At 64.7% G+C, this 13,549-nt stretch carries 10 protein-coding genes; 9 read left to right on the top strand and 1 reads right to left on the bottom strand.

The features are described 5' to 3' along the window. Nucleotides 1–46 precede the first annotated feature (46 nt). The 7 genes from tssK (at nucleotide 47) to C0Z18_RS16695 (ending at nucleotide 10,792) form a co-directional block, all read left to right on the top strand. On the top strand, nucleotides 47–1,378 hold the full coding sequence (gene tssK, locus C0Z18_RS16725) for a type VI secretion system baseplate subunit TssK (RefSeq protein ID WP_102646586.1): 1,332 nt from the start codon (nucleotides 47–49) through the stop codon (nucleotides 1,376–1,378). A 14-nt stretch (nucleotides 1,379–1,392) separates the two neighbouring features. After that, on the top strand, nucleotides 1,393–2,151 hold the full coding sequence (locus tag C0Z18_RS16720) for a DotU/TssL family secretion system protein (RefSeq protein WP_102646529.1): 759 nt from the start codon (nucleotides 1,393–1,395) through the stop codon (nucleotides 2,149–2,151). A gap of 37 nt (nucleotides 2,152–2,188) precedes the next feature. Further along, the gene (locus tag C0Z18_RS16715; RefSeq protein WP_102646528.1) at nucleotides 2,189–6,346 is read left to right on the top strand and encodes a type VI secretion system protein; all 4,158 of its coding nucleotides are present in this window, start codon (nucleotides 2,189–2,191) and stop codon (nucleotides 6,344–6,346) included. Next, a complete protein-coding gene (tssA, locus tag C0Z18_RS16710; RefSeq protein ID WP_102646585.1) occupies nucleotides 6,343–7,455 on the top strand; it encodes a type VI secretion system protein TssA in 1,113 nt (370 codons plus the stop codon). Before C0Z18_RS16715 ends, tssA begins: the two co-directional genes overlap by 4 nt. A gap of 27 nt (nucleotides 7,456–7,482) precedes the next feature. Continuing rightward, a complete protein-coding gene (locus tag C0Z18_RS16705) occupies nucleotides 7,483–8,106 on the top strand; it encodes a hypothetical protein (RefSeq protein WP_102646527.1) in 624 nt (207 codons plus the stop codon). Between the two features lie 124 nt (nucleotides 8,107–8,230). Beyond that, nucleotides 8,231–8,986 (top strand): Fic family protein, encoded by a 756-nt coding sequence (locus C0Z18_RS16700; protein ID WP_102646526.1) that lies wholly within the window; start codon nucleotides 8,231–8,233, stop codon nucleotides 8,984–8,986. A 204-nt stretch (nucleotides 8,987–9,190) separates the two neighbouring features. Next, entirely contained in the window at nucleotides 9,191–10,792 is a 1,602-nt protein-coding gene (locus C0Z18_RS16695; RefSeq protein WP_102646525.1) for a methyl-accepting chemotaxis protein, read from the top strand. A gap of 14 nt (nucleotides 10,793–10,806) precedes the next feature. On the opposite strand, the gene C0Z18_RS16690 is transcribed toward C0Z18_RS16695, so the two are convergent. Continuing rightward, entirely contained in the window at nucleotides 10,807–11,709 is a 903-nt protein-coding gene (locus tag C0Z18_RS16690; RefSeq protein ID WP_233217343.1) for a LysR family transcriptional regulator, read from the bottom strand. Nucleotides 11,710–11,830: 121 nt separating this feature from the next. Here C0Z18_RS16690 and C0Z18_RS16685 point away from each other — a divergent pair, with 121 nt between their 5' ends. Together C0Z18_RS16685 and C0Z18_RS16680 are read left to right on the top strand one after the other, a co-directional pair. Further along, entirely contained in the window at nucleotides 11,831–12,583 is a 753-nt protein-coding gene (locus C0Z18_RS16685) for an SDR family oxidoreductase (protein WP_102646523.1), read from the top strand. Between the two features lie 46 nt (nucleotides 12,584–12,629). Then, entirely contained in the window at nucleotides 12,630–13,535 is a 906-nt protein-coding gene (locus tag C0Z18_RS16680; protein ID WP_199189469.1) for an SDR family oxidoreductase, read from the top strand. The last annotated feature ends 14 nt before the right edge of the window (nucleotides 13,536–13,549 follow it).

The following is a 13,549-nucleotide window of genomic DNA, read 5'->3' as shown; positions in this document are numbered from 1 at the left end:
GCGCCTTCGTGCGGCCGGGCCGTTTCCCATGGTGCGGAGGGCCGTCATGCCTGATCGACTGTTGCCGATCGTCGAGCGTGTCGAATGGTTCGAAGGCATGATGCTCGCCCCGCAGCATTTTCAGCTACTGGGTTCGCGCGTCGATTCGCTCGTCGCGTGGCAGAGCCTCGCAGCCGCGCCGTTCAGTTGGGGCGTGCGGCGCCTCGTGTTCGACGAGGGCTTGCTCGCCGCCGGCGTGGTGCGTGTGCTGGCCCTCGAGGCGATCATGCCGGATGGCACGGCGGTGTCGTACTCGGCCGATAACGCCCAGCAAGGCCGTTTGGAGCTGTCGCTCGCTCCGTTCGCGGAGCGGCTCGCCAGCGCGCATCTCGAGATTTATCTGACGCTGCCGGTGGCCGCATCGATGCGCGGCGAGGCCGAGTTGCGCCGGTTCCGCTCGGTGCCGGGCGAGCCGGTGGAGGACACCACCTCGGGCGCGCCGCCCGCCGACATTCCTCGCTTGCTGCCGAATCTCGCGCTCGAGGCGGGCGATATTCCTTCGGCGCGTTTCGTGTCGCTGTGCCTCGGCACGGTCTTCAAGGACAACGAGGTCGTCAAGCTCGGCGAACGTCAGCCGCCCTTGCTCGAAGTGGCGCGCGACAACCCGCTTTGGACGGCCGTCGCCTCGTTGCTCGGCCAAGTGCGCGGCAAGGCCGCGTTCGTCGCGCGGCAAACGGCGATCCCCTCGTCGAAGGCGGACGATCGTTTGACCCAACTCGAACTGAAGGACCGGCTGCGTAGCTTGCTGAGCGCGTTGCCGCTCGCCGAGGCGGTCCTTCGAACACCGCATCTGCATCCGCTCGCGCTCTACCATGCACTCGCCGCGTTGCATGGTTCGCTTTCGATGCTCGCGCCCGGCGGTTTGCCGCCCGTGCCGCCCGATTACGACCATGCCGATCCGGTTGCCGTTTTCACCCCGCTGCTGAGCTCGCTGCGCGAGGCGATCGCCGAGGTCAGCGAAGGGTATCGCGAGCGCAAATTCCGCTTCGGCAACGACATGTTCGACATCGCCGTCCAACCGCAATGGGCGGACGGGCGGCTCGTGGTCGGCTTGCGCGGCCAATCGGATCGCGATTTGTTGGCCTGGATGGACGGCGCCGTGATCGGCTCCGAGTCGGTGTATGCCTCGCTGCGCAGCCGGCGCGTGCTCGGTGCCGCGCGCCGCCCGGTGGAGTATGCCGAGGAACTCGGCATCCGTTCCGGCTCCGGCTATCTGCTGTTCGAGGTCGCGGCCGATCCCGCGCTCGTTCGCGCGGGCGAGGCACTGGTCATCAGCAATCCGAACGAAGGGGCGAGCGCGCAGCGGCCCCAGGAAATGTTGCTGTTCACGAAAGACTGACGATCGACACGACGATGGCACGCAACCGTATTGAAACCGAAGAGAACGACCTCGCGATGGAGCAGTTTCGCGCGTTCCTCGACGAGCTCGTCAAGGCGCAAAGGCGTTTCTCCGAGGCCGCCGCGACCGACGCGGACGAGGCCGCGCAGGGCATGTCGCGGCATCTGCTGAACATACTCGAGATTCAAACGCTGCAGTCGCGCCGCGACAGCACGCGTTTCGACATCGAAAACGTGGCCGACGCCCGCTACCTCAAAGCCGTGCTCGCCGACGAAATGCTGCTGAACACGCAGTGGGCGGGGCGCGAGCGCTGGACGTCGTACTTGCTCGAATCGGCGCTGTTTCGCACGAACATCGCCGGCGACCTCGTCTTCAAGAAGATCGAGGAGTTGTTGTCGGATCGCGAGCCGTCGCGCCGGGAGATCGCGCGTTTGTATCTGTTCGCGCTCGCCATGGGCTTTCAAGGGCGTTTTCGCGGCGGCGGCGACGAAGCCGATGCGCGCTTGCGCAGCTACCGCGAAGAGCTTTACGAATTCATCTATCAGCGCCGTGCCGATTTGGGCGGGCGCGACCGTGTGGTGGCCGAATCCGCCTATACGAATACCCTTTCCCATATCGCGCCGCGCAAGCTGCCGACGGTCAGCCGCTGGAGCGTGATGGCCTTGCTCGCGGTGGTGGCGTTGCTGGCGATATCGGAGATCTTGTGGCTGTGGCAATCCTGGCCTGTGCGCCAGGCCCTGCACGGCGACACCGTGGTGGGAGCGAGTTCATGAGCGCCTTGCATCGTAGGTTAATTGCGGGGGCGGCGCCATGCTGACGAGCAATTTATTCCTGTTGTCCGTTGCCGTTCTGATCGCGCTCGTGCTCATCGTGCTCGGCGCGGTATTGTGGATCGCCGCGCACAGCGCGCAAAACAAACCGGCCGCGGACCGCAAGATCGTGCGGCTGCGCACCGATTCGCTGCGCAATGCGTTTCGCCATGCCGTCGAGCTGATCGAAACGAACATCGCCTCGCGCAGCGAGCGCTACAACGTGCCATGGGTGATCGTCTTGAACGAAGGCGACGATCCGCGGCCGTTGCCGATCGCGCAGGCGGGCGTGGCGAGCGTCTTGAGTTCCGAGGCCGCCAATCCGGCGGCGATCCAGGGTATCTCGTGGAATTTTTTCGATCGCGGTATCGCCATCGACATCAAAGCTGCGTATCTCGGTTCGCCCGACGACGAGAGCGATGAGAAGCCTTGGGACGAATTCCTGAGCTTGTGCCGCAACTATCGGCCGCAGCGGCCGTTCGATTCGGTGGTGGTCACGGTTCCCGCTTCGATGCTGCTCGCCGATCACCCCGATGCGCGCCTCGAATTGGAGCGCCACGCGAAACTCGCGCACCGCCGCTTGTGGCTGGCGCAAAATCGCTTCGCCATGCGTTTCGCGGTTTATGTCGTCGTAACCGGGTGCGAAGCGTTGCCCGGATTCGCGGCGTTTGCGCGCGCACTGCCCGAGCCGCTGCGAGCGAGCATGCTGGGCTGGTCCTCGCCGTTCGATTTATCGACGACCTATCAATCGAATTGGGTCGATACGGCCATGGGTAGCATCGAGCGCGCCGTGTCGGACGCTAGCGCCGAACTCTTCACCCTCGATACGGGCAGCATCGACGTACAAGGTTGCCTGTTGCTGCCGGCTCGCGTCGATGCGATGCGCGCGCAATTGCAGCTTTACGTCGACGAGTTGATGCGGCCCAGCGCATATCACGAGCCGTTCTTCTTCCGCGGAATCTATCTGACCGGCGACAGCGGCGAGCTTTCGCAGCGCGGCGAGGGGGCCGAGCAAGCGAACGAGCCGGAAGCGCTCGAATCGCCCGAGGCTTTCGACCCCTACGCCGAACGCGCCGAACCCCGCTTCGCCGCGAATGCCGGCGGCGACTCGGCCGAGGAGGGCGCGCAAGAGGGTAGCCGTGCACTGAACGATCTGATGCTGCAGCCGGCGTTCTTGCGCGACCTGTTCGAGAAGAAGATCTTCCTCGAATACGGCTTGACGCGGCCCTCGCGCTCGCAACACCTGACGCGGCCGATGATGCATCGGGCCGTGCGTTGGGGCGGTATTGCATTGCTGGGCGGCTGGGCGATCGGCCTCACGGGTGCCACGCTCGCGCTGAGCCACCGCAATCCAAGGCTCGTCGCCGCGCTAGGCGAACTGCATGCCGACGCGCAGGAACGCGATGCGGCGGCGCGCGGCGGCGAATCGCTGCCGGCGGATTGGTATCGCGGCAAGACACTCTCGCTGATCAGCTTGAACGGCGAGCACATCGGTACCTTCTGGACCGTATTCATGCCCGGTTCGTGGAGCGTCTTCGACGATCTCGACGAACGCGTGCGTGCTCGCTTCGAGCGCGAGTTCGGCGAGATCGCGCTTACCGCGCTCGAGCGCGAAATGCTCGCGCATGTGAGCCAGATGACCGGCGTGGCGACCGATCCGAGCACGGGACAACTGATCGTCGGCGACGATTGCTCGGCGCCCACGCTCGGCAGCGATTCGCCCGTCGTCGGCAGTTTGGCCGTCGCCGACTTGCCGGCGATGCACGCGATGCAACACTACGTGACGTCGGTCGATCAGCTCGACGCCGCGCTCACGGCGATGCAACGCCTGCAACGCCCCTCGCTCGGCAACGAGGAAGCGCTGCGGCTCGTGGTGCGCTACGCGTTCGGCGCAGAATTGCAGGGCAACGTGGCGGGCAGTTTGCGCTACTTCTATCGCGATGCCTCGAGTCGCGGCGATGCGTACACAGCCGACCGCACGGGCGGCTTGAACTTGCCCGTCATCGGCCAAGCCGTGCGTTGCACGTTCGATAAAGGCGCGCAGCAGTTGGACGCGCAGATGTTTACGGCCAATCCGCTGCTCGCGGCCGAGCGCGCGGTGACCGGCCAGATCGACGCGCTATCGGTCGGTAGCGTCGGCCTCGGCGATTTCGCGCAGACGAGCGCGAGCTATCGAGCGATCGTTTCCGGCATCGACACGCAGCAGACGTTGCTGGCATCCGGCAAGGCGGGCTGGATGCACCAGACGCAATTCAATCCGGGCCCGGTCTGGGATCGCACGTTCATTCGCGCGGCCCAGAACCGGCTCCTCGGGGCCGATCTCGTCGCGCGCCTGCGCGAGCGTTCCGGCACCGCGTTCCAAGTCTTTGCCAGCGAGATGACGCAGCGCTTCGGCGGCCCGGACGGCGGTGTGGTTTGGGTCGACAAGGATGCGCGCTACGTCGTCTCGCCCGCGCGGCTTGCTTTGCGCGACGGATTGGCGAAACTCTTGTCGCAGCCGTTCATGGTCGCGCCGCGCAATCTGCCGCTGCCCAGCGTGCCCGACGGTTCGATCGTGACGTGGGACCGCACGCAACTCGACCAGGCGATCGCGCTCGGCGACGAACGCAAGCACTACCTGGCCGAGGGTCTCGCGACGCTGCCCGATGCGGTTCGGCCCGCCGTGCAACAGGCCCTCGACGCTCAGTTCGCCCGACTGGTGCTCGACCAAGTGGCATCGGCCGCTTCGGTATCGCCCGCGCAGGGCGATACGGCGGCGGAGGCGAACGCAGCGTTCGACGCGGCCCGCACGCGGCTCGTGAAGATTCGCGGCACGCTCGCGGAAATGGGCGCCAATGCGCAAGCGGCGGATCTCGATACGCTCGTGTCGAGCGACGCCATGCAGCATCTGCGCCAAGTGGACACTGCGCTCGCGCAATCGGATCTGTATGCGACCCGTCCGGCCGGTGGTGGTGCGATCGGCGGCAAACCGGTGCTCGCCGCGTTCGGCGTCAACGATCCAGGCGCGCTCAACGTCTATTTGCAACAGCAGTCGCAGCGGGCACTCGATCTAGGCAAACAGGCGAAGACGTATTTGTCCGCGCTCGACGGCGCCGATGCGAACACGCCCCTCGCGCAGCGTTGGCAGGCGATCGTGACCGATCTCGATCGCTATCAGCTCAAGAACCCGAACAGCAGCTTGCTGATGCTCGAGCAATTCCTGCAGACGGTCGCGGCCGATCCGAACGCGGGCGAGTGTGTCGAGCGCTTCCCCGCGCGGCCGGGCGGCGTGGGCGGCGATTACTTCACGTCGTTGCATATGCGTCTGTACGACAGCCTGCTGTCGCGCTGCGGCTCGGGTCTCGCGGATGCGCTGCGCGGCGAGTGGGATAACTTCGCGTCCGTGTACAACCAAAGCGTGGCCGGACGGCGCCCGTTCGGCGGCGGGTTCGCGCCCGTCAAGCTGACCGATTCACCCGCGATGCCGGCCGACTACGGCGAGCTCGGCGTGGCGCTCAAGCGCTACGAACAAGTGGCGCCGTCGCTTCGTTCGTCGGGCGCCGGGGCGAAGGCGATTCGCGCGAGTTCGGTGCGGCATTTCGTCGAGCAGTTCGATCCCGTCGACGCGTTGCTTGCGCCGCTTTATCCGGGTGCGGACGGGACGACGGCCGGTTACGACGTCAGCGTCGATTTCCGGGCCGACCGCGCGGCCGAGGTGGCCGGCAATCAATTGATCGACTGGACGATCCAAGTGGGCGATCACAGCGTCTCGTCGCAAGATGCGGCCCATTCGGTGCATTGGGAGTACGGCATGCCCGTCTCGCTCGTCCTGCGCTTCGCGAAGAATTCTCCGTTGACGGCGAAAAACGATCCGGCGCAGCGCAACTTCACGACGGACGGCGAAACGCTGACCTGGCAGTTCGCCGATCCGTGGGCGTTGCTGTCGTTCATTTCCGAGCAGCGCGTAGCCGATACGACGGCGCGGGCGAACGCGGGCGGCTCGCTGCTGAAGTTCGAGTTTCCGCTTGCAACGTCCAATGGAGCCGACTCGGCCCTCGTCGCGAAGTATCCGCGCGGCCGTGTCTTTCTGCGTGTGCGGCTGACGCCGGGCGGTAAGAAGATTCCGCTGGCGTGGCCGAGCAGCTTCCCGGCGCACGCCCCGATCTGGAGCACATCATGAACCCGTCCGATTTGATCGAAGCCGAGTTGAGTTTTGCCGTCGATCTGCAGCCGCTGTTGAGCCCGTTGCCCGAAGGCGAGGGCGTCGGGGTGTCGCTACGTTCGGATCCGATTTGGCAACAGATTCGCGATGCGCAGCGCGAGGACGATCCTTCGCTGCCGATGGGCGAATGGGAGCGGCCGCTCATCAAGGCGGACTGGCATTTGGTTGCTACGCTGAGCGCCGATGCGCTTCGCTCGCGCAGCAAGGATTTTCATCTGGCGGTGTGGCTGTGCGATGCATGGACGCGCCTGTATCGTCTCGAGGGGCTGATGGCCGGCGTGCGGCTGCTGACCGAACTCGTCGATCGGTATTGGGATCATGCGTACCCGCAAATGGACGGCGACGATCGCGAAGCGCGCGCCGCGCCGCTGCATTGGATCAGCCGCCGGCTCGAGACCGTGCTCAAGCTCCATGTCCCGTTGATCGGGCTGTCCGTCGAGCCCGGCTTCATCAACCTGGACGATTGGCAGCGCGTCGTGGCGGCGTCGCTGCAAGACGACGATGCACCGGCTACGGCTTTGCCGCGCGAGATGCTCGATCGCGAGGCGTCGCAGGGATCGAACCTCGCGCTGCTGCGACAGCTCGAACGAACCGCCGGTACGGTGCTGACCGCCATCGACGAGCTCGCGCGCCGGCTCGATCAGCGCTTGGGCGACGATGCGCCGAGCTTCACGCGCGTGCTGACCACGCTGGGCGAATTGCAGCGCGCGGCCCGTGCGCTGCGCGGCGACCATGCGCTCGACGAGGCGGCGACCGCGGCCTTGCCCAGCGAACACTCAGAGGAAATCCGCGTGAGCGAAACCGAAGACGCGCACCTAGAGGTCGAGATGCAGCCACGAACGCTTCCCCTGACACGCGACCATATCGTCGATCGCGCGCACGCGTATCGCTTGCTCGAGGATATTGCGCGTTACCTGGCCGAGCACGAGCCGCATAGTCCGACGCCTTACTTATTGGCGCGCGCCGTGAGCTGGGGCCGCATGCCGTTGCCCGAGTTGATGCGCGACATCGTGAGCCAGGAAGGCGATTTGGGACGGTATATGGCGATGCTCGGCGTCGAGCCTTGAACATCGGCGGATAAGAGGTACGGAGCGATGGCGAAGGTACTGGCTTGGTGTGTGCAGACGACGGCGTTTCAATTTCATCCGGCGATGCACATGCCGGTGGGCTTGGCCGCGCTTTATCAGGTGCGCGAGCGGGTTACGCGCGTCTATGCGTTTATCGATGCCGGCGCGAAGAAATCGGGCGAGCGTAAGAACCTGAAGTCGTATCCGATCGCGCTGCGGCTATTCGATGCGCTGATCTTCGCGGCAAACATGGTGTTCAATCGCCAGGATTCGCTGCTCGTCTCGGACAACGAGGACGACGAGGTGTACCGCGAGGTGGAGGTGGCGATGGACCTGACCGCGCCGCCCAATCCTCGCTCGACCATGGGGCGTTACGAGTATGCGGTGCGCGAATGGGCGCAGGCGGTCAACCTCGCGCCGCGTCTTCGGGTGCCGCGTGGCGCGCTGTTCTTGGACTCGACCGCGTTCGCGCCACAGGTCGATCACATCATCGCCAAGGCGGGGTCGGGGAACGGGATCGATGCGTTCAGCAATGCGCAGGTGGTGAGCGGCCGGTGGAATCGCGCGAAGTCCGATAACGTCATCGAACCGGGGACCATCTCGCACGAGCGCGAATGGCGCAGTGCGCGCAAGCGGGCGCGGACTGCTTGACGGGGGCGATGGTCTGAGGCAGGCGTGGCCGCTGGTGGAAACGTGAGCGAGGGGGGCGGGTAACAGACTTATACTGTTTTCCGCATCGGCCCTTGTGGGCGACATTGGATCGCACGATGAACTCATGGATGCATCGCTGAAAATTCTGTTGGAGGCCGTTGCCGCCGAAAAGGCGAAGCTTGACGCCGCACGCCCCTTGCCGCCGCACACCTTGGCATCGCTACGGGAGAAATTCACGCTCGAGTGGACCTATCACTCCAATGCGATCGAAGGCAATACGCTAACGCTGCGTGAGACGAAAGTGGTGCTCGAGGGCATCACCGTCGGTGGTAAATCATTGCGCGAGCACTTCGAAGCCACGAATCACCGCGATGCGATTCGCTACGTCGAAGAGATCGTCGCGAAGCGAGAGGTCCTCACCGAATGGCAGATCCGCAATATCCATATGTTGGTTCTCAAGGGAATCGACGATGGTGGGGCGGGACGTTACAGGCAGGAGAATGTGGTGATTTCCGGCGCCAGCACGATACCGCAGGATTTTCTACATCTGCCGGCTGAAATGGCTGCCCTCGTCGCTTGGCATGAGCAGGCGCAGGCCATGAGTCCCGTCGAACGCGCTGCGCGATTGCATACGTGGTTCGTCAAGATTCATCCGTTCGTGGACGGGAACGGAGGCACCGGGCGTCTATTGCTGAACTTGGAATTGATGAAGTTCGGATATCCGCCCGCCGTCATTCGCAAGGAAGACCGGCTGGCCTATTACGACGCGCTCGACGAGGCTTGTGTGAGCGGCAACTTCGACGCCATTACCCGTCTCGTGGCCGAGGCGGTGCAGCGATCGCTCGATACTTACCTGGAGGTGCTTGGGCCGCATGCTTGACAGGGCGCGCCGCACCGCACTTCGAAAGCAGCGCCCCCGCATATTGATCCAGATCAAAGAAACGGGCGAGATCATCGCTTACCCGAAAGCAAACGTTTTGCTTACAGGGACGGACTCAATCGGTCGATGCACAGGCCGATAGACAAGCATCGGAGATGAATACGGTCGCTCGGACTGTATCCCGAACTTGCGTGGAGTCCATTGATGAATTCGAACCAGATGACGGTTAAAGCGAAGCTGGGTTTAGCTTTTGGTGTGCTGGCGGCGCTCGTGTTGTGTGTGTCTGGTCTCGCGCTCTATTCCCTGAGCGACGTGAACGCGGGTTTTTCCGTGTACGTGCGGGGTGTCGATGCGCGCGCACGCGCGGCCGCGGACGTGCGGACCGCGGTGGATCGCCGCGCGATCGCAGCGCGCAACTTGGTGTTGGTCACCAAGCCGGCCGACGTGGAAATGGAAAAGGCCGCGGTGATGCAGGCGCATCACGACGTGGACGCCGCACGGAAAAAACTCAACGATCTCATTGCGAACGGGAGCGACGTGACGGATAAGGCACGTGCTCTCGTTGCCGAAATCAATCGAGTGGAAGGCGAATACGGCCCCGTTGCGACGGATATCGTCAGCACGGCGCTCGACGGCAAGCACGACGAGGCGATCGTGAAGATGAACGAACGCTGCCGGCCGCTTCTCGCTCAACTCGTCGCGGCGACCGACGCCTACTCCGCGTATACCGCGGAGCGCGCGGAGGGCCGCGTACAAGAGGCCGGGAACACCTACGCGACGCAGCGCGCGTGGCTGCTGGGTATCTGCGTGGTGGCGCTTCTCGCGGCCGTCGTTGCGGCGATCCTGATCGTGCGCAGCATTGCGGGCGCGCTCGGGGCCGAGCCGGCCGCGCTCTCGGCCGTCACGCAACGGATTGCCGACGGCAACTTGAGCCCCGTTCCGGGCGCCGAACAAGCGCCGCGCGGCAGCGTGCTGGCGTCGATGTCGACGATGCAGGCGAGCCTCGTGAAATTGATCGGTCAAGTGCGGGCGTCGGCCGAGAATATCGCCGCGGGCTCGGGCCAGATCGCGGCCGGCAACGTGGACCTGTCATCGCGCACCGAGCAGCAGGCTGCCTCGCTGCAAGAAACGGCCTCGAGCATGGAAGAGCTGACCGCCACCGTCAAGCAAAATGCCGAGAACGCGCAGCAAGCGAGCACGCTCGCGGCCAACGCATCGGACGTCGCGCACAAGGGCAGCGAGGTGGTCGGGCAGGTCGTCGAAACGATGACCGACATCAGCGCGAGTTCCTCGAAGATCGCCGATATCACCGGCATGATCGAAGGCATCGCGTTCCAGACGAATATTCTCGCGTTGAACGCCGCGGTGGAGGCCGCCCGCGCCGGCGAACAAGGGCGCGGCTTCGCCGTGGTCGCGAGCGAGGTGAGAACGCTCGCGCAGCGCTCGTCGAGCGCGGCCAAAGAGATCAAGGAATTGATCGGCGCCTCGGTGCAAAAGATTCAGGACGGTTCGGTGCTCGCGGGCCAGGCCGGAACGACGATGCGAGACGTGACGCAGGCCGTGGCACGGGTCACCGATATCATGGGCGAGATCGCGGCGGCATCGAGCGAGCAGAGCCGCGGTATCGAGCAAGTCAATTTGGCCATCACGCAAATGGACGAAGTCACGCAGCAAAACGCCGCGCTCGTCGAAGAGGCCACTGCCGCGTCGAAGTCGTTGGAGGATCAAGGGCGTGTCCTGACGGATTCGGTCGCGTTCTTCCGAATCGACGGCGCCGCGCGCGGCATGGCGAGGCAGGCGGCCTAGCCGCCCTCGGGCGTCTATTTGAGTACCGTGCGCAGATATTCCGTAGCGAAGTCGATAAATGCCCGCACGCGCAACGGCAGCCTGCGTTGCACGGGATAGACGATCTGCGCCGGTAGCGGCTTGGCGTGCCACTTGGGCAAGATGCGCACGAGCCGCCCCGAGATCAGGTCTTCCTCGACGAGCCATTGCGGCAGTACGGCGATGCCGAGCCCCATCCGCACGGCTTCGCGCATGCTCGTGACCCCCTCCGAGATCATCACGGGATCGATGGAAAAGCGTTGCTCCGTCGCTCCCGAATTCAACACCACCTCCTTCGCACCGCCGAATTGACTGCTCGATAGCGCGATCCACGCAGCGCCGGCCACCTTATCGATCCGGTTCAGTCCCGCGTGCCGCGCCATGAACGACGGCGCCGCCACCGGGAAGCGTCGAATCTCGCCCAACGATCGGGCGACCACGCGCTCGTCGGCGAGCGTGCCCGCGACGATCCCCGCGTCGCACCCTTCCTCGATCATGTGCAACGGGCGGTTGGAATAGCCCAGCTCGATCCGCACACCCGGATTGGCTTGGATGAAGCTGGCGATCAATCTGCTGACCACGGATTGGCCGAAGTCGATCGTCGAAAACACGCGAATATTCCCGGCTAGCGCATGCTCGTCTTCGCGAAAGCGCTGCTGCGCTTCATCGGCCAATGAGAGGAGCGCCTGCGCATCGGCAAGAAACCGATGGCCGGCGTCGGTCAGATGCATCCGGTGCGTATCGCGGCGGATCAACGGCGCCGCGCATTGCGCTTCGAGCGCGCGAAGCTGACGGCTCAACGTCGGTTGCGTGACGCGCAGCTTGCGCGCGGCGGCGGAAATGCTGCCGCTCTCGACGATCGAGACGAAGGCACGCAGTAAGGTAAGGTCGTCGAACATGCTCATACGGTTTTTGCATAGGCGATATGACGGTTATGCGCGTTCCAAGATAACCGATTCGGCGGGAAGATGCACCCATCGCATCACTCGATCACCCCCTCAACCGAAAAGGAGCATCACCATGAGCACCCAAATGAACGCAGGCAAGGTCGCTATCGTCACCGGCGCGTCGCGCGGCATCGGCGCCTCCATCGCCACGCGGCTGGCCGCCGACGGCTTCGCCGTAATCGTCAACTATGCGGGCCGCGCAGCGGACGCGAACGCGGTCGTGGAGCAAATCAAAGCCGACGGCGGCCGCGCGGCCGCGATCCAAGCCGACGTCTCGGTACCCGCCCAGGTAGCCGCCATGTTCGACCAAACGATCACGCTGTTCGGCGGCGTGGACGTGCTCGTCAACAATGCGGGCATCATGCAGCCGGGCCTGACCACGCTGGCGGAAACGGACGACGCGCTGTTCGATCGGCTGGTCGCCATCAACCTGAAGGGCACCTTCAACACGCTGCGCCTTGCCGCGAACAAGCTGCGCGAAGGTGGGCGCATCGTCAATTTCTCGAGCAGTTTGACTGCGTTCGCGCTGCCCGGTTATTCGATCTACGCGGGGACCAAGGCGGCCGTCGAAACGATGACGCTGATCTTCGCCAAGGAGCTTCGCGGTCGCGGCATCACCGTGAACGCGGTGGCGCCGGGGCCGACGGCGACGGAGCTCTTCCTGAAGGACAAGACGCCCGAGCAGGTCGAACGCCTCGCGAAGATGCCGCCGCTCGAGCGTTTGGCGCGTCCGGAGGATATCGCATCGGTGGTGTCGTTCCTCGTGGGGCCGGACGGCGCGTGGATCGATGGGCAAACCATTCGCGCCAACGGCGGCGCTGCGTGAGCGATGCACGCTCGTGTCATTACCGAACCCATGAAAGGAGCAGATCATGAAGAAAGTCATCGTCGTGACTGGCGCGTCGAGCGGCTTCGGCCGGCTGAGCGCCGAAGCGTTGGCCCGGGCCGGGCATATCGTCTATGCCTCGATGCGGGCGACGACGGGGCGTAACGCCGACGTCGTCCGGCAGATGGCGGCGTTTTCCGAAGACAACGGCGTGGACCTGCGCAGTGTCGAACTCGACGTGCAGTCGCAGGAGTCGGTCGATACGGCAATCGCGCATGTCATCGAGCAGGCCGGCTACATCGACGTCATCGTGCACAACGCCGGTCATATGGCGTTCGGCCCGGCCGAAGCCTTTACGCCCGAGCAGTACGCCCAGCTCTACGACATCAACGTCCTGAGCACGCAACGGGTCAATCGCGCCGTGCTGCCGCATATGCGCGAACGCAAGCAAGGGCTGTTGGTGTGGGTATCGAGCAGCAGCTCGGCCGGCGGCACGCCACCCTATTTGGCGCCGTATTTCGCAGCCAAGGCGGCGATGGATTCGATCGCCGTCCAATACGCCCGAGAGTTATCGCGCTGGGGAATCGAGACGTCGATCGTCGTGCCCGGCGCCTTCACCTCCGGCACGAACCACTTCGCGCACGCGGGCAGCCCACGAGACGAAGCGACGTCGGCGCAGTATGAACAAGGACCCTACACCGGGTTCGGCGAGCAAATCCAGCAAGCGTTCGCCGCGATCGTACCCGCCGATGCCGATGCAGGCCTCGTCGCCGATGCGATCGTCGATGTGGTCGATAAGCCATTCGGCGAGCGGCCGTTCCGCGTGCACGTCGATCCGGCAAGCGATGGCGCCGACGTCGGTTTCGCCGTACTCGACCGGCTCAGAGCGGAGATGCTGCACCGAGTCGGCATGGCCGAGTTGCTCGCGCCGCGTCGATACGATCAACGCTGAGCGTCGCAATCGCG

This window comes from Trinickia dabaoshanensis (assembly GCF_002879885.1).
Classification (GTDB): Bacteria; Pseudomonadota; Gammaproteobacteria; order Burkholderiales; family Burkholderiaceae; genus Trinickia; species Trinickia dabaoshanensis.
This window is presented reverse-complemented; position numbering and strand designations above follow the sequence as displayed.

Bases quoted from the DNA above. Each gene is read 5' to 3' on its own strand.
- tssK (WP_102646586.1), top strand. From the start codon at position 47: ATGCCTGATCGACTGTTGCCGATCGTCGAGCGTGTCGAATGGTTCGAA.
- C0Z18_RS16720 (WP_102646529.1), top strand. From the start codon at position 1,393: ATGGCACGCAACCGTATTGAAACCGAAGAGAACGACCTCGCGATGGAG.
- C0Z18_RS16715 (WP_102646528.1), top strand. From the start codon at position 2,189: ATGCTGACGAGCAATTTATTCCTGTTGTCCGTTGCCGTTCTGATCGCG.
- tssA (WP_102646585.1), top strand. From the start codon at position 6,343: ATGAACCCGTCCGATTTGATCGAAGCCGAGTTGAGTTTTGCCGTCGAT.
- C0Z18_RS16705 (WP_102646527.1), top strand. From the start codon at position 7,483: ATGGCGAAGGTACTGGCTTGGTGTGTGCAGACGACGGCGTTTCAATTT.
- C0Z18_RS16700 (WP_102646526.1), top strand. From the start codon at position 8,231: ATGGATGCATCGCTGAAAATTCTGTTGGAGGCCGTTGCCGCCGAAAAG.
- C0Z18_RS16695 (WP_102646525.1), top strand. From the start codon at position 9,191: ATGAATTCGAACCAGATGACGGTTAAAGCGAAGCTGGGTTTAGCTTTT.
- C0Z18_RS16690 (WP_233217343.1), bottom strand. From the start codon at position 11,709: ATGTTCGACGACCTTACCTTACTGCGTGCCTTCGTCTCGATCGTCGAG.
- C0Z18_RS16685 (WP_102646523.1), top strand. From the start codon at position 11,831: ATGAGCACCCAAATGAACGCAGGCAAGGTCGCTATCGTCACCGGCGCG.
- C0Z18_RS16680 (WP_199189469.1), top strand. From the start codon at position 12,630: ATGAAGAAAGTCATCGTCGTGACTGGCGCGTCGAGCGGCTTCGGCCGG.